At 65.1% G+C, this 14,561-nt stretch carries 19 protein-coding genes; 9 read left to right on the top strand and 10 right to left on the bottom strand.

Annotation, left to right across the window (positions count from 1 at the left end; genetic code table 11):
- Positions 1–98: 98 nt before the first annotated feature.
- The gene (locus tag ACSQ3M_RS02350; protein WP_436148458.1) at positions 99–914 is read right to left on the bottom strand and encodes an oxidoreductase; all 816 of its coding nucleotides are present in this window, start codon (positions 912–914) and stop codon (positions 99–101) included.
- An 89-nt stretch (positions 915–1,003) separates the two neighbouring features.
- Here ACSQ3M_RS02350 and ACSQ3M_RS02345 point away from each other — a divergent pair, with 89 nt between their 5' ends.
- Positions 1,004–1,435, top strand: coding sequence for a winged helix-turn-helix transcriptional regulator (locus ACSQ3M_RS02345; protein WP_436148457.1), 432 nt, complete (start codon positions 1,004–1,006; stop codon positions 1,433–1,435).
- Between the two features lie 198 nt (positions 1,436–1,633).
- On the opposite strand, the gene ACSQ3M_RS02340 is transcribed toward ACSQ3M_RS02345, so the two are convergent.
- A complete protein-coding gene (locus tag ACSQ3M_RS02340; RefSeq protein WP_436148456.1) occupies positions 1,634–2,626 on the bottom strand; it encodes a zinc-dependent alcohol dehydrogenase family protein in 993 nt (330 codons plus the stop codon).
- 105 nt (positions 2,627–2,731) lie between these two features.
- Here ACSQ3M_RS02340 and ACSQ3M_RS02335 point away from each other — a divergent pair, with 105 nt between their 5' ends.
- Entirely contained in the window at positions 2,732–3,619 is an 888-nt protein-coding gene (locus ACSQ3M_RS02335; RefSeq protein WP_436148455.1) for a LysR family transcriptional regulator, read from the top strand.
- A 9-nt stretch (positions 3,620–3,628) separates the two neighbouring features.
- Here ACSQ3M_RS02335 and ACSQ3M_RS02330 read toward each other — a convergent pair whose 3' ends face one another.
- A complete protein-coding gene (locus ACSQ3M_RS02330) occupies positions 3,629–4,588 on the bottom strand; it encodes a nucleoside recognition domain-containing protein (RefSeq protein ID WP_436148454.1) in 960 nt (319 codons plus the stop codon).
- A gap of 113 nt (positions 4,589–4,701) precedes the next feature.
- On the opposite strand from ACSQ3M_RS02330, the gene ACSQ3M_RS02325 reads away from it, so the two are divergent.
- A complete protein-coding gene (locus ACSQ3M_RS02325; RefSeq protein WP_436148453.1) occupies positions 4,702–5,154 on the top strand; it encodes an Lrp/AsnC family transcriptional regulator in 453 nt (150 codons plus the stop codon).
- A 24-nt stretch (positions 5,155–5,178) separates the two neighbouring features.
- On the opposite strand, the gene ACSQ3M_RS02320 is transcribed toward ACSQ3M_RS02325, so the two are convergent.
- Positions 5,179–5,598 carry a GNAT family N-acetyltransferase gene (locus tag ACSQ3M_RS02320; RefSeq protein ID WP_436148452.1) on the bottom strand — a complete coding sequence of 140 codons (420 nt, stop codon included), beginning with the start codon at positions 5,596–5,598 and terminating at the stop codon, positions 5,179–5,181.
- A gap of 215 nt (positions 5,599–5,813) precedes the next feature.
- Here ACSQ3M_RS02320 and ACSQ3M_RS02315 point away from each other — a divergent pair, with 215 nt between their 5' ends.
- Positions 5,814–6,779, top strand: coding sequence for a Bug family tripartite tricarboxylate transporter substrate binding protein (locus ACSQ3M_RS02315; protein ID WP_436148451.1), 966 nt, complete (start codon positions 5,814–5,816; stop codon positions 6,777–6,779).
- Positions 6,780–7,000: 221 nt separating this feature from the next.
- Here ACSQ3M_RS02315 and ACSQ3M_RS02310 read toward each other — a convergent pair whose 3' ends face one another.
- Both ACSQ3M_RS02310 and ACSQ3M_RS02305 read right to left on the bottom strand, forming a co-directional pair.
- On the bottom strand, positions 7,001–7,258 hold the full coding sequence (locus tag ACSQ3M_RS02310; RefSeq protein WP_436148450.1) for a hypothetical protein: 258 nt from the start codon (positions 7,256–7,258) through the stop codon (positions 7,001–7,003).
- Positions 7,259–7,270: 12 nt separating this feature from the next.
- Positions 7,271–8,878, bottom strand: coding sequence for a carboxyl transferase domain-containing protein (locus ACSQ3M_RS02305; protein WP_436148449.1), 1,608 nt, complete (start codon positions 8,876–8,878; stop codon positions 7,271–7,273).
- 213 nt (positions 8,879–9,091) lie between these two features.
- Here ACSQ3M_RS02305 and ACSQ3M_RS02300 point away from each other — a divergent pair, with 213 nt between their 5' ends.
- From ACSQ3M_RS02300 to ACSQ3M_RS02290, 3 genes are read left to right on the top strand one after another with little or no spacing between them, the layout of a single operon-like run.
- Positions 9,092–9,676 carry a TetR/AcrR family transcriptional regulator gene (locus ACSQ3M_RS02300; protein WP_436148448.1) on the top strand — a complete coding sequence of 195 codons (585 nt, stop codon included), beginning with the start codon at positions 9,092–9,094 and terminating at the stop codon, positions 9,674–9,676.
- Between the two features lie 43 nt (positions 9,677–9,719).
- On the top strand, positions 9,720–10,007 hold the full coding sequence (locus ACSQ3M_RS02295) for a YciI family protein (RefSeq protein WP_436148447.1): 288 nt from the start codon (positions 9,720–9,722) through the stop codon (positions 10,005–10,007).
- 26 nt (positions 10,008–10,033) lie between these two features.
- Complete coding sequence (locus ACSQ3M_RS02290) at positions 10,034–10,654, top strand: DNA-3-methyladenine glycosylase I (RefSeq protein ID WP_436148446.1); 621 nt, start codon at positions 10,034–10,036, stop codon at positions 10,652–10,654.
- Positions 10,655–10,675: 21 nt separating this feature from the next.
- Here ACSQ3M_RS02290 and ACSQ3M_RS02285 read toward each other — a convergent pair whose 3' ends face one another.
- Both ACSQ3M_RS02285 and lipB read right to left on the bottom strand, forming a co-directional pair.
- Positions 10,676–10,927, bottom strand: coding sequence for a hypothetical protein (locus tag ACSQ3M_RS02285; protein WP_436148445.1), 252 nt, complete (start codon positions 10,925–10,927; stop codon positions 10,676–10,678).
- Between the two features lie 13 nt (positions 10,928–10,940).
- Positions 10,941–11,645, bottom strand: a complete 705-nt coding sequence (gene lipB / locus ACSQ3M_RS02280) for a lipoyl(octanoyl) transferase LipB (RefSeq protein ID WP_436148444.1) — start codon at positions 11,643–11,645, stop codon at positions 10,941–10,943.
- Between the two features lie 135 nt (positions 11,646–11,780).
- Between lipB and ACSQ3M_RS02275 the strand changes: the two genes are divergently transcribed.
- Complete coding sequence (locus ACSQ3M_RS02275; RefSeq protein ID WP_126110608.1) at positions 11,781–12,050, top strand: FliM/FliN family flagellar motor switch protein; 270 nt, start codon at positions 11,781–11,783, stop codon at positions 12,048–12,050.
- Between the two features lie 27 nt (positions 12,051–12,077).
- Here ACSQ3M_RS02275 and ACSQ3M_RS02270 read toward each other — a convergent pair whose 3' ends face one another.
- Positions 12,078–12,482, bottom strand: a complete 405-nt coding sequence (locus tag ACSQ3M_RS02270) for a tautomerase family protein (protein WP_436148443.1) — start codon at positions 12,480–12,482, stop codon at positions 12,078–12,080.
- Positions 12,483–12,597: 115 nt separating this feature from the next.
- Between ACSQ3M_RS02270 and ACSQ3M_RS02265 the strand changes: the two genes are divergently transcribed.
- On the top strand, positions 12,598–13,497 hold the full coding sequence (locus ACSQ3M_RS02265; protein WP_436148442.1) for a LysR substrate-binding domain-containing protein: 900 nt from the start codon (positions 12,598–12,600) through the stop codon (positions 13,495–13,497).
- Positions 13,498–13,536: 39 nt separating this feature from the next.
- Here the strand turns inward: ACSQ3M_RS02265 and ACSQ3M_RS02260 are convergent, their stop codons facing one another.
- The gene (locus ACSQ3M_RS02260; protein ID WP_436148441.1) at positions 13,537–14,391 is read right to left on the bottom strand and encodes a 2-keto-4-pentenoate hydratase; all 855 of its coding nucleotides are present in this window, start codon (positions 14,389–14,391) and stop codon (positions 13,537–13,539) included.
- Positions 14,392–14,561: the final 170 nt, after the last annotated feature.

Here is a 14,561-nt window from a genome sequence, read left to right as displayed (position 1 = left end):
TTTTCTTTTTTCTGAGAGGTTTTTACTGGGCCGGGCAGCCGTACCGTCGATCCCGCCGCCTATTCCTGACGCTGCCAAATCTGCAGACGACCCAGCGCTCAGGCAGGGAGCCTGTTGAATTTCCGAAGACTCTTGTCGACGAACGACTCGGGCAAGAAGCGGCGCATGAAGCGGACCTGCCCTGCCGCCTTTCCGGCGGTGTAGCGTCTCCTGGGTACCACCGCTTTGGCCGCCCTCACGACTGCGTCGGCGACCACCTCCGGTGCATCCCCCTTCTCGACGATCTCGCGCATGAATTTTTCCGCGTCGGCGCGAACGGTGTCGTACAGGGGGAGCGGATGATCGGGTCTCGTGATGTTCTCCTCGAAGGCGGTGCGGGTGACACCGGGTTCGACGAGAATGACTCGGATTCCCTGCGTGCGAACTTCATGGTCGAGGGATTCCGAGTAGCCCTCGATGGCATGTTTCGTCGATGCGTAGAGCGCATTATAGGGCGCGGGGATCAGCCCGAGGATCGAACTCAGGTTGATGATCCGGCCCTTCCGCTGGCCTCGCATCACAGGCAGGATTGCATTCGTCATCCGCAGGACGCCGAAGACGTTCACGTCGAAGAGAGCCTTCGCCTGCGCTTCTGATGACTCCTCGGCGCCGCCAAGCAGCCCAATCCCGGCATTGTTGACGAGAAGATCGATCCGTCCCGCGCGACCCAGAACCTCGTCGACAGCCCTTTGCACAGAGGCCTCGTCGGTGACGTCGCAGACCAGCATATCGATGCCGTCCGAGGTCTCGGCCATCGCCTTCCGGCTGGTTCCGAACACCCGGTAGCCATTGCGCCTCAACGCTCGCGCCGTCGCCAGCCCAATGCCGGAGGAGGCGCCTGTGACAAGGGCGACGCCACGTTCTGTCTTGCTCATCGGTCTCGGCTTTCATTCCGTCATGGAACATCGACGAGCACCCTGTTACTATCATTTCGATACTAAGTCACTATCAAAAAGATACCGACATGCAAAATCTCTCTGACCAGCCATGCCTGATCGCCCGCAGCCTCGCGCTGGTCGGGGACGCATGGAGCATGCTGATCATGCGGGACGCCCATGCCGGGCTCACCCGCTTCGACGAGTTCCGGAAAAGCCTCGGCATCGCCCCAACGATCCTAACGCGCCGGCTCGCGGCCTTGACGGAGGAAGGTCTTCTTGAAAAGCGCCGCTACTCGGAACGGCCACCGCGGGAGGAATACGTGCTGACGACGGCTGGCCTGGACCTTCTGCCGGTGTTGTTCGCGATCGGTGCGTGGGGCCGAAAGCACCGCAACAACGACGGTGTAACCCGGTTCTTCGACGCCGAGACCGGCACGGAGATCGATCCCGTTACCATAGACCGTGCGACTGGCGCCCTGATCGGGACACGCCCGATTCGCATCGTCATGCCCGAGTGAAGCGCATCAGCCCGGTGCGGAGCGCGAACATGCCGCATTGCCCGTCCACCGCCGGCCGATCCTGACGGCGGCTCACGACTTGGCCCCACCCAAGGCGGACGTAACGTACGTCGGGCGTGGGTCGGAAGCGGAACACCGCACGAGGCGCCCGGGCTTGGATGTCCCAGCTCGAACCGCCTCGCCATCACGTCAGCCTACCTACGGCACCTCGACGACGATCTTGCCGAACTGCTGGTTCGTCTCGAGATAGCGATGCGCTGCGACGATCTCGTCGAAGGCGAAGACCTTGTCGATCACCGGCTTCAGCGCGCCGCGCTTCAGCCCGTCGAGGATGAAGGCCTTGGCGCGCTCGAGCGCCTGCGGATCGCGCACGACCTCCTTGTACTGGTAGCCGGCGAGCCGCAGGTTCTTCGCCAGCAGCGGGAAGAGCGGCAGCGGCGTCGGCTCCGGCGAGAGCGCACCATAGGCGATGACGATGCCGTTCTGCGCCATGGCGCCGAAGACCTGCTCCAGCGCCGGCCCCGCGACCGGATCGAAGGCAACGCGGGCGCCCTGCCCGCCGGTATGCCTGGCGACAGCCTGCGCCAGATCTTCCTCCTGCGTGACGACGACATACGCCGCGCCGGCCTCAGCTAGCGCCTGCGCCTTCGCGCGCGTCCGCGTCGCCGCGATCGGGATCGCGCCGATGGCCCGCGCCGTCTGGATCGCCGCAATGCCGACGCTGCTCGACGCCGCAGTGATCAGCACATGCTCGCCCGCCTTCAATCCGGCGAGCTCGACCAGCGCGCCATAGGCGGTGACATGCGCCATCCAGAGCGCAGCGGCCTCGATGAAGGAGAGCTCGGCCGGATGCTTCATCGCAACGGCCGCCGGCACCGTCGCGACCTCGCCATAGCTGCCCCAGCGCGTAATCGAGAGCGGCGGCACGATGCTGATCGCATCGCCCTTGACGAAGCCCGCGACGCCCTGCCCGAGCGCGGTGACGATACCGGCCGCCTCATAGCCGAGCCGGGCCGGAAACACCGGCTCCTCGACATAGGGGCCGGCGCGGAACATCGACTCGGCCCGGTTGAGGCCGATCGCCTTGACCGCGATCTGCAACTCGCCCGGCCCCGGCGGCGCGATCTCGATCTCCTCGATCCGCAACACTTCGGGCCCGCCCTTCTCATGAAAACGAACGATACGCGGCATGGGATTTGTCCTCGTCCATGATGGATGAGGCTGGATATGGATTACTCGCCACGCCGCGATAAGTCGGCGTATCATCGCCACACTTGAAACTTTGAGTTTGCAATCATGGACCGTCTTGCCAGTATGGAGGTCTTCGTCAGGGTGGTGGAGGCAGGCACGCTCACGGCCGCCGGCATCAGCCTCGGCCTGTCCTCGCAAATGGTCGGCAAGCATCTGCGCGCCCTCGAAGAACGCACCGGCGCACGGCTGCTGCACCGGACGACACGGCGCCAGAGCCTGACCGAGATCGGCTCGGCCTATTACGAACGCTGCAAGCTGGTTCTGGCCGAGGCGGAGGCGGCCGACGCGATCGCGCAGAACCTGCGCGCCACCCCGCGCGGCAAGCTGCGGATCAACGCTCCGCTCAGCTTCGGCGCGCACAGCCTGACGCCGGCCCTGACCCGCTATATGAAGCGTTACCCCGAGGTCAGCGTCGACCTCTCGCTCACCGACCGCGTCGTCGACCTCGCTGAGGAAGGCTATGACGCGGTGATCCGCATCTCGCCCTTGAAGGATTCAGGGCTGATCGTCCGCGCGCTGAAGCCCTACCAGCTGATCGCCTGCGCCTCGCCGGCCTATCTGGCCGAGCGCGGCACGCCACAGGTGCCGGCGGATCTAGCCACCCATGAATGCCTCGGCTTCGCCTACTGGGCTGCCCCGCCTTTGTTCGACTGGGAGTTCACCGGCCCCTCCGGCATCGAGCGCGTCACCGTGCGCAGCCAGTTTCTGACCAACAACGGCCAAGCGCTGCGCCAGGCGGCGCTCTCAGGCTTCGGCATTACGCTGCAGGCCGAGGACATGCTCCGCGAGGACATCGCCAGCGGCCGCCTGGTCCAGGTCCTGCCGGCCTATGTGGGGCCCACACGGCCGATGCACATCGTCTTCATGCCGGACCACCGCCCGACCCCGAAGCTGCGCAGCTTCGTCGATTTCGTCGTTGCCGAGTTCGGGTGATCCCGGCGACTAGGACCGGCTCGCAGAGTCGCTGGGCGCGACAGGGGCGTCCGGGAACCGGTCGAGGACAAAGGCGATGGCCGCCGTCGCCGCGATCGCAAAGAGCAGCCGCCCGAACAGGACCGTCGTCAGATCGGCGCCCAAGGCGACGACGACCAGCGTGTCCTCGATCAGGCTGTGGGCGAAGCCCATGAAGACGCTGGCGAGGAAGACCTGGCGCGGCTCGATCGGCTGCCGGCGCACCTCCGCCAGCATCAGCCCGCTGCCATAGGAAATGCCGAGCAGCAGGCCGACAGTGGTGAACGGCAACGCCTCCTGGCGCAGGCCGACCAGTCGGAACAAGGGCGCGAGCCCCTTGTAGAGCACATCGAGAATGCCGGCGGCTCTGAGCAGTTCCATCGCCCACGACAAGGCAAGCAGGACCCCGAGCATCACGACAAGCGTCTTGGCGGTGCCATAGGCAAAGCCGATCCAGCCGCCCTCGCCCGCTGCGGGCTTCGAGACCGGGGCAATCGGCTGCGACAGCCAGCCCGTCGCGGAAAAGAGCTGATGCAGCAGCGCGGCGAAGGCCATTGCGCCGGCGATCCGCAGGATCGACGTCGCCCAGAAATTCGGCCCGGCCCGGGCGACGATGCGCTGCTCGACCGGAATGGCGTGCGCCATCAGGAGCAGGCTGGAGAACACGGTCATGTCGGCTGTGCTGAGCGCCGTCATCGGCACGAGCGTGAACAGGACGACCACGGCGCCCCACATCCCGACCAGCAATCCCGTCAGCCAGGCCAGTGCCAGCTCCGGCGGCAGGCCAAAGAGCTGCATGGCCGGCGCGAGCCAGGGCGATACGGCCTTGATGACGCCGAACTCGGTCAAAGCCTGCGTCGCCACGGCGATCGGAACCATGATCACTACCAGTTCGCGGTAGACGGCGAGCGTCTCCAATGTCTTGCGGTAAAACTGGGTTTGCAGCGGCATCGGCAGTAGTCCTCGATTGACGCCGGGAAACTAGCGTCGATGCATGCGCGGCGGTGGTCAAAATCGTCGACTTTGTGCAATTTTATTGCACAACAGGCGACGGGATGGCCGCGATGGATCGAATCGACAGAAAGCTCCTGAATCTGCTCCAGGCCGACGCCTCGCGCACCAATGCGCAGCTCGCGGAAGAAGTCGGCCTCGCGCCATCGAGCTGCCTGCGGCGGATCCGGCGGCTGGAAGCGGCCGGCCTGATCCTGCGCACCGTGGCGATCCTCGACCTCGCCAAGGCCGGCAAGGGCCTCAAGGTGATCATCGCCGTCGAGCTCGCCCGGCATGACGAGCCGAGCCGGCGGCAGTTCCTCGAGCTGGCAGCGCGCCAGCCGGCGGTCGTCCAGGCCTATGGCGTCACCGGCCAGACCGATGTGATCCTGATACTGCGCGTGGCCGACATGGACGAGGTGACGGCGCTGTGCGAGCTGCTGTTCGACGAGCACAGCAACGTCGCCCGCTACTACACCATGGTCGTGAACAAGACCGGCAAGGAGACGACGGCGGTTTCGCTTTGATCGGATGCCGGTCGGCCAGCTCCCTCACCCGCCAAGCAGCTTCTTCATCGAAGGAGCCGTATGAAAGGCGTAGCTCTCGCGCTCATAAAAGGGAATCGCCTCGCGCCGGGCGTCGAGGAAGACGGCGGTGAGGCCGCGCGAGCGCGCATCTTCTTCGGCGAAGCCAAGCAGCGCCCGGCCTATGCCGCCGCTGCGAACGCGCTCATCGACCACGAGATCGTCGACATGCAGGTGCGGTCCGCGCGCCAGCGTGTGGACCGGGCGCATGCCAAGCACGCCAACGAGCTGATCGTCGCGAAAGGCACCGACCAGCTCATAGCCGGAGAAGGATTGCCGCTGCACGCGCCGCAGGAACTCCGCTTCGTCGAGCGCGCCACGCAATTGCGCGACGATTGGGAAGGCCTGCTTCCATTCCGCCGGAACCAGACGCCTGACTGATACCATTGCCCGTTCTCCCGCCCGCCGGCCACATCGTGCTCGTGCGGAGGAATCTCCTATCGTGGCGAACCGGGGCCCGCCATTGCCGCAAGGCGACCACGGCCATGCAGGAAGCCGCGGCATTATCCTGCATACAAAATTCCGCATACACTCTTGTCGCTCGCACGAGAGCGCTCTACTCCTTGCATGCAAGAACAAGCGACAAGCATGGGAGGAAGACAATGAAGCGGTTCCGCAAGCTCGCGCTGGCCTTGGGCGCGCTCGCCATCGGTGCAGTGCCGGCCTTCGCCTTCCCGGATCGACCGGTGCAATTGATCGTGCCCTGGGCGGCCGGCGGTGGCATGGATTCGGTGATGCGCATCTTCGCCAACGGGCTTGAGGCCGAGCTGAAGCAGCCGGTCAACGTCGTCAACCGCACCGGCGGCGGCGGCATCACTGGCCACTCGGCCATCGCGAACGCAGCGCCGGACGGCTACACCCTTGGCGGCGCCAGCCCGGAGATTTCGTTCTTCAAGTCGCTCGGCCTCGGCGATCTCACGCCTGACTCGATCGACATGTTCTCGCGGGTGTCGCTGATCCCGGCCGGCATCACCGTCAAGGCCGACAGTCCGTGGAAGACGGCGGCCGACTACCTCAAGGCGGTGAAGGACAGCCCGAAAGGCTCGATCATGGCTTCGGGTACCGGCGTCGGCGGCTCCTGGCACATCGCCTCGGGTGGCATCCTGAAGGCGGCCGGCATCGCGCCCGACGCGGTACGCTGGGTGCCGAGCAATGGCGGCGCCCCTGCCCTGCAGGATCTCGTCGCCGGCGGCCTCCAGGTCTTCACCGGCTCGCCAATCGAGGCCAAGGCGATGCTCGAGGCCGGGCGCGTGCGCACCATCCTGCTGATGACCGAGGAGCGTCACCCGAACTTCCCGGACGTGCCGAGCGCCAAGGAGGCGGGTCTCGACTGGACTTATCAGAACTGGTTCGCGCTCGCGGCGCCCAAAGGCGTTCCGGCCGACCGCCGCAAGATCCTGTTCGACGCCGCCCAGCGCACCATGCAGCGCGAGGATGTCCGCAAGGGCATGGCCGATCGCGGCATCACCCCGGTCTGGGACAAGCCGGAAGAGTTCGCCGCCTATGTGAAAGCCTTCACCGAGCGCGGCAACGGCGTGCTGAAGGAATTGGGGCTGACCAAGAACTGACGAAGCGCGGCGGACGCCCCGCCGCGCGCCGTCATTCTCGGGCGGGGCGTTGCCCTACCCGTCATGGTCGGGCTTGTCCCGACCATCCACGTTTTCGCTCGTCGCGTGCGGTGTTCAAGACGTGGATGCTCGCCACAAGGGCGAGCATGACGAACTGGATCAGCCTTGTGGGTCGTGGATTCTTGCACTCTGCTTCAGGACCGGAATGACAGGCACGCCCTCTACTCGATTTCGATCAGTTGCTGAATCGCGTCGAGAGGTATCGAGTATCGCCGGAAAAGTGCCCTGATCTCTTCGCGTTGCCAAACCGCTAGGTGCTTCGAAATGGCGATCTGAATCACGTCCGGATGAGCCCAAACTTGAACATGCATTGCATCAAGCAGGAAATAGAAATTACGCTCATCGCCGTGACTATAGAAGCTCATCCTCTTGAGATTTACTTCCGAATAATCGTCGTAATGTTCGATCGTAACATCCATCGGCGATAGCTCTTACATCCTGAACACGCCAAACCGCGTCTCCGGCACCTCGGCGTTGAGGCAGGCGGAATAGGCCAGCGCCAGCACCCGGCGCGTTTCGGAGGGCAGGATGATGCCGTCGTCCCAGAGTCTGGCGGTGGCGAAATAGGGCGAGCCCTCGGCCTCGATCTTGTCGCGGATCGGCGCCTTGAAAGTTTCGACGTCCTCGGCCGTCCAGGGCTTGCCCTCGGCTTCGAGATTGTCGCCGCGCACGGTCGCGAGCACGCTCGCCGCCTGCTCGGCGCCCATAACCGAGACCTTCGAGTTCGGCCAGGCGAACAGGAAGCGCGGCGAGTAGGCGCGCCCGCACATGCCGTAATTGCCGGCGCCGAACGAGCCGCCGACCAGCACCGTGATCTTCGGCACCCGCGCCGAAGCAACCGCCGTCACCAGCTTGGCGCCGTCCTTGGCGATGCCGCGCGTCTCGGCCTCGCGGCCGACCATGAAGCCGGTGATGTTCTGCAGGAAAAGCAGCGGGATGCGGCGCTGGCAGCAGAGCTCGATGAAATGCGCGCCCTTCAGCGCGCTCTCCGAGAACAGGATGCCGTTATTGGCCAGGATGCCGACCGGGATGCCGTGGATGCGGGCGAAGCCCGTAACCAGGGTCGAGCCATAGAGCGGCTTGAACTCGTCGAGCTGCGAGCCATCAACCAGCCGGGCAATGATCTCGCGGGCATCGTATTGTTTCTTGAGGTCGGTCGGCACCACCGACTCGAGCTCTTCCGCGCCATAGAGCGGCTCGACCGGCTCGGCGATGTCGATATCCGGCCGCTTGACGCTGTTGAAGTTGCTGGCGATCCGCCGCGCGATCGCGAGCGCATGGGTGTCGTCGCCGGCATAATGATCGGCAACGCCCGAAAGCCTGGCATGGACGTCGGCGCCGCCGAGGTCCTCGGCCGAGACGACCTCGCCGGTCGCGGCCTTCACCAAGGGCGGGCCGCCGAGGAAGATCGTGCCCTGGTTCCGGACAATCACCGTCTCGTCCGACATCGCCGGCACATAGGCACCGCCGGCGGTGCAGGAGCCCATCACCACGGCGATCTGCGGGATGCCGAGGCCCGACAAGGTCGCCTGGTTGTAGAAGATCCGGCCGAAATGCTCGCGGTCAGGGAAGACCTCGGTCTGGTGCGGCAGGTTCGCACCGCCCGAATCGACCAGGTAGATGCAGGGCAGACGGTTCTCGCGCGCGATCTCCTGGGCGCGCAGATGCTTCTTCACCGTCATCGGGTGATAGGTGCCACCCTTGATGGTCGCATCGTTGCACACGACCATCACCTCGCGGCCGGCGACGCGGCCGATGCCGGCGATCATGCCGGCGCCGTGCACTTCCTTGTCGTACATGTCGAAGGCGGCGAGCGCGCCGATCTCGAGGAAGGCCGAGCCCGGATCGAGCAGGCGCAGCACGCGTTCCCTGGGCAGCAGTTTTCCGCGCGAGGTATGGCGCTCGCGTGAGCGGGCATTGCCGCCGAGCGCGGCCGTGGCGCGCCGCTCGGTCAATTGCTCGCGCAGCACACTCCAGGCTTGCGTGTTGGCGCGCGCCTCGGCCGAGTTGAGATCGACCTTGCTCTCGATGACCGCCACGGCGCGCTCCCTCACGACAATTCTTCAGTGCGGGTTATGGCGCGCCGCGCCCAAAAGGCAAACAGGCGACGGCGCGCAGATGCGCCGTGCGCAAAGCCGAGCCAGGCGCCGCAGTCGCGCTTGACCGTATCGGACACTTGTCCTAGGGCTGTTGTAGGACAAACGACCTAGAGCTCCGTCAGGAGTAGCGCGTCAGTCCAAGGAGCCGCCGGGGTGACCGAGAAGACGACCCGTAATCTCATCGTCGAGACGGCTGACCGGCTCTTCTACGAGAACGGCTTCGATCACACCTCCTTTGCGGACATCGCCGGCCCCGTCGGGATTTCGCGCGGCAATTTCTACTATCATTTCAAGAGCAAGGACGAGATTCTCGACGCTGTCATCGAGCTACGCCTGGCCAACACTGCCGCGATGCTCACCGCCTGGGCAGAGGGCGATCACGACCCCGCCGCCCGCATCCGCAGCTTCATCGACATGCTGATCGCCAACCGGGCAAAGATCATGGCCTATGGCTGCCCGGTCGGCACGCTCTGCAACGAACTGGCGAAGCTCGACCATCTCGCCCGCCCCCGGGCCGGCGAGATCTTCACGCTGTTCCGCGACTGGCTTTGTCGCGAATTTGCCCGGCTCGGGCACGCTGCCGAAGCAGCGGACGCGCTCGCCATGGAGCTGTTGGCCCGCAGCCAGGGCGTTGCCGCGCTCGCCAGCGCCTTTCGCGACGAAGCCTTCATTCGTCGGGAGGTGGCGCAGATGCATGCCTGGCTGGATGCGCAGCGCCCCTCCCCGTCACCGACCTGACCCCGCCGGTCAGCCACCACCCCTTCCAGAAGAGACAACCGGCATGTTCATCGTCCTGCTCAGATTTTCCGAGAATGTCGGCCGGGCGGCCGAGCTGATGAATGGCCACAATACCTGGCTGAAGCGCGGCTTCGCCGACGGCGTCTTCCTGCTCGCCGGCAGCCTGCAGCCGAAGCTCGGCGGCGCGATCATGGCGCACGCCACCACGCTGCCGGAGCTTCAGGCCCGCGTGAATGACGATCCGTTCGTCGCCGAACAGGTCGTTACGGCCGAAATCCTGTCGATCGCGCCTGGCAAGGCCGACGAGCGCCTCGCCTTCCTGCTCGGCTGACGAGGCGGAGGAAGCGGAGAGCAATCATGAGCATGACCATCCCGGGGCCGGACGGCAGGCTGCGTTGCCGCTGGTGCGCGACAGCGCCCGAATTCCTCGCCTATCACGATACGGAATGGGGGCACCCGGTCGGCGACGACCATCGTCTCTTCGAGAAACTCTCGCTCGAGGCGTTCCAGTCCGGGCTGAGCTGGCGGACCATCCTCGCCAAGCGTGACAATTTCCGCCGGGCCCTTGCCGGCTTCGACTTCGATCGCATCGCCGGTTTCACCGAGCAGGACGTTGCCCGCCTCCTCGCCGACGAAGGGATCGTGCGCCATCGCGGCAAGATCGAAGCCGTGATCAGCAATGCCCAGCGGGCCCAGGCGATCGTCGCCGAAGCCGGCTCGCTGGCGGCGTTCATCTGGCGCTACGAGCCGGCCGCCGATGAAGTCGCAGCACCGCAGACCGCCTCGAGCTCCGCCGCATCGATCGCCCTGTCGAAAGAATTGAAGAAGCGCGGCTGGCGCTTCGTCGGCCCCACCACCGTCTACGCCTTCATGCAGGCGATGGGGCTGATCAACGACCATGTCAAAGGTTGCGTCATCCGGGCCGAGGTCGAGCGCTCCAGGGCGGCTTTCGAACAGCCAGGGCGATCGGCCACCTAGCAGCCGATCGCGCTTCGAGCGCTATTCGCGCATGCGCTTGACCGAACCGGTCACCGTCGGAGCCGCGAATGCGCCGATCGCTCCACCCGCGACGGCGCCGATCGGCCCGCCGACGATAGCCCCGGTGCCAGCCCCGGCGGCGGCGCCCGCGATGCGCTCTTCGGTGCTGGTGCAAGCAGAAAGCAGGGCTGCCAGGCAGCCTGCGAAGATGACTGTTTTCATCATCGTCCCCATGATTTGCGTCACGGGGAGAGCATCCGGGCGGATGGTCAACGGAAGGTAAACGTCAGGAAACGGCAACGGTCGGGCCGAAAATCTGCTCGAACTCGGCCCGCAATGCGCTGTCGACCTCCGGCATCGTCACCGGCAGGCCGAGATCGACCAGCGAAGTCACGCCCTGGTCGGAGACACCGCAAGGCACGATGCCGTCGAAATGCGCCAGTTCCGGTTCGACATTGAGCGAAATGCCGTGGAAGGAGACCCAGCGCCGGACGCGGATACCGAGCGCGGCGATCTTGTCTTCGGCATCCGCCCCTTTCTCAGGCCGCCGCACCCAGACACCGACGCGCTCCTCGCGCCGCTCGCCGCGGATGTTGAAGGCGCCGAGCGTGCCGATCAGCCAGGCTTCCAGCGCCGAGACGAAGCGGCGCAAATCCGGCTCGCGCCGCTTCAGGTCGAGCATCACATAGGCGACGCGCTGGCCGGGGCCGTGATAGGTGAACTGCCCACCGCGCCCCGTGCGATGCACGGGAAAACGCTCCGGCGTCAGCAAATCCTCATCCTTCGCCGAGGTGCCGGCGGTATAGAGCGCCGGGTGCTCGACCAGCCAGACGCGCTCGCGCGCAACACCGTCCGCGATCAGCGCGGCACGGGCTTCCATCTCGGCGACGGCAGCCTCATAGCCGACCGGTTCGTCGGCGATCACCCATTCGACCGGCTCTGAACCCGCCTCCGGCAGGAACGAGACCGACAGCGCCTCGCGCGTCTTCACTATGGCTTAACCTAGTTTGTTCAACTCTTGGCAACCGGTGCGGCGTCCGATCGCTTCACCGCTGCTCATGCGCCGGTTTCCGCGTCGCTGGCAAGTTCGTGGAATCATTTTGAAGTAGGTCTGCGGAGGCGGGTTTTGAAGGCTGATCTCGATCACGTCGCGGTAGAGCTGACGGTGGTGCTCGGCTCGGCGCAGATGCCGATCTACAAATTGCTGCGCATGGGCCGCGGCGCGATCATCGAGCTCAACGCGACCGAGAACGACGAGGTCCAGATTCTCGCCAACAACCACCCCTTCGCCAAGGGCCATGTCGTCGTCGCTGGAACGCGAATCTCGGTCGAGATCACCGAGATGTTGAAGCGCCCGACCGTCTACTCGCTCGAAACCGTCGCCGACGCGGCCTGAGTTCCTGCGGCGAGAGTCGGCGCAATCTCACCCATCGGTGCCGCGCTGCTGAACGATAGACATGGCGAAGACGCCGTTGCCGACCGACCAGTCGGAATAGTCGTTCTCGTGCATGAAAATGAAGATGTCTTTGGGTGAAACGCCGGCCGCTGACAAATTCTCGGCAATCGCCGCATACAGCGCGCGCTTCATTGCATCGCTACGACCTCGACGCAGCGTGATCTCGATGACGACCAGATCGTCAGAGCGGGCGATGCCGTTGAACGAGCGACTGTAGAAAAACTTCTCCGGCTCATATTCCGAGACGAGATTGAAAAGCTCGTCGACCGGCATGCCGATCGCAGCGACAAGCGCCTGGTGAATGCCATCGACGATCGCGGCTACCCGGGCTTGGTCTGTGTCTTTTCGAACCGAAGTGCGGACAAACGGCATGTCTCAATCCTTCAATATCGGGCGCTTCAGAGGGTATTTTCGAGCGTTTATGTTCGGAATGGCTCCTGAATCAAACCGATATCTTGGCAGCTTCTATGTGTGATAAACTCACAAAATGAAGCGACGGCCGATCCCATTGAATGCGCTGCGCTCGTTTGAAGCTGCGGCGCGTCTCGGCCGGATGAGCACAGCCGCCGACGAACTCGCTGTCACCCACGGCGCAATCAGCCGGCAGATCAAGCATCTGGAGGCTGTTCTCGGCGTCGCTCTCTTCGCCGGACCACGGACGAGGCCGCGATTGACCCCGGCCGGACAAGCCTTGCTGCCCTCGCTTTCCTCCGCTTTCGATCAGATCGAGACCGCCGTTCAGACGGCCATTCGCGCCGAGGACGAGGTCCTCGACGTCGGCTGCCTCAGCACCTTCCTGATGCGCTGGCTGATACCTCGTCTGCACGGCTTCCGGGAGCTTTACCCCGAGGTCGATGTCCGCCTCAGCGCCACCGATTATTCCGCTCTTCGCAGCCACAAGCGCTTCGATATCGAGATCGTGGTCGACGAGCACTTTCGTCCGAACCGCGACAGGCCACAAACGCATGTACTATTTCAGGAATTGCTTGGCCCGGTGGCGCGGCCGGATGTGCAGTTCCGGTCCGCGGACGACTTGCTTCCGCACCTTCTGCTTCACACGAAGACTCGTGAAAACGCCTGGCCGATGTGGTGCGCTGCGGCCGGGCTTGAGGTGATCGATGCGACTGGAGCGGTGTTCGATCACTATTACTATACATTGGAGGCGGCCAGCGCCGGGCTGGGGATATGCATCGCCCCCTGGCATCTCGTCATGAACGATATCGAGGCTGGTCGCTTGGTTGCGCCGCTAGGGTTCGCGCACACCGAGTACTATTACGTTGCGCGGACCAAATCGCCTTCGAATCGTAAGATCGAGAGCTTCTGCACTTGGCTGATCACCGAGGCCGCCGGCGTTGCGCGCCCAGCGCTCGCAGGATCGGAACGCTAGAGACGGAGACCGAGACGCTGAAGCGGCCCGGTCCGGCGCTCATTCGAACTGGACACTGACCTTCGGCGTGCCGGCGAAGCCCTCATACCGAACGGTGATCTGCTGGCCAGGCTTCGGCGGGGTCAGCGGCGAGAACGAGCCGACGCTGATCAGGTCGCCGGCGGCGAGCTTGCGGCCGGTCTTGGCCAGATCCTGTACGAGCCAGACTACCGCGTTGAGCGGGTTGCCGAGCGTCGCGGCGCCGGTTCCCTCGGCGAGCACCGCACCGCCGCCATCGGTCGCAACGATCTTGGTCTCGGCGAGCAGCGCAAGTGTCGCCGCATCGGCCTTGAGCGGCACCTCGGCGCCGGCGACACCGAAGCGAGCGGCGACGTTGATTGCCAGCAGCTGCACGCCGTCGAGCGTCTCGCTCGGCGCCAGCGCCAGATCCGGCAGCTCGATGAAGGGACGCATGCCGGAAAGATGCCGCAGTGCCTCCTCCGGAGTCTTCACGGCATTGATGCCATCATCCTTGACGACGAGAAGCATGTCGGCTTCCCACACGGCGCGGGCGCCGTAGGCCGCCGGCAGGCGCGCTCCGTCCTTCAGGATCATGCTGTCGAACAGGACGCCGCTCACCGGCCCGTCGGCCTTGAAGCGCTCCTGCACGGCCTTGGCGGTCAGGCCGGCCTTGTAGCCCACGATCTTGCCGAGCTTGCCGTGGAGTTCGGCGACGAGCTTACCGCGTGCGCAGGTCGCATCCTCGACATTCGCCACGGCCAAGGCCTTGGCCGGGCGCTTCGCTTCCCAATCCGCGACGAAGCCGCTGATCGCGGCCGCGTCGGGGCACGCAGCCTGCGCCATTGTCGCAGCCAGGCAGGCGTTCAGGGCCAGAGCAATGGAAACTGCGCGCATCGCCGTCCTCCCGAGCCCGCCCATGGCCGGCGCGGGTGCGCAGACTGGCGGCGATTATCGCTGAGCCGGCTGCGCCATATGGGCGTGTGGCCGGCAGCGTTGTGCCGTGACGATCTCCGGCCGCACCAACTTCGTCAACAGCACAGTCCGAACGGGGCTTGTCCCGGCTC

The sequence above is a fragment of the Allobosea sp. LjRoot90 genome (assembly GCF_964254315.1).
Lineage (GTDB): Bacteria > Pseudomonadota > Alphaproteobacteria > Rhizobiales > Beijerinckiaceae > Allobosea.
Note: the sequence above shows the minus strand (reverse complement) of the source record. Positions and strands in the feature narration are given on the sequence as shown.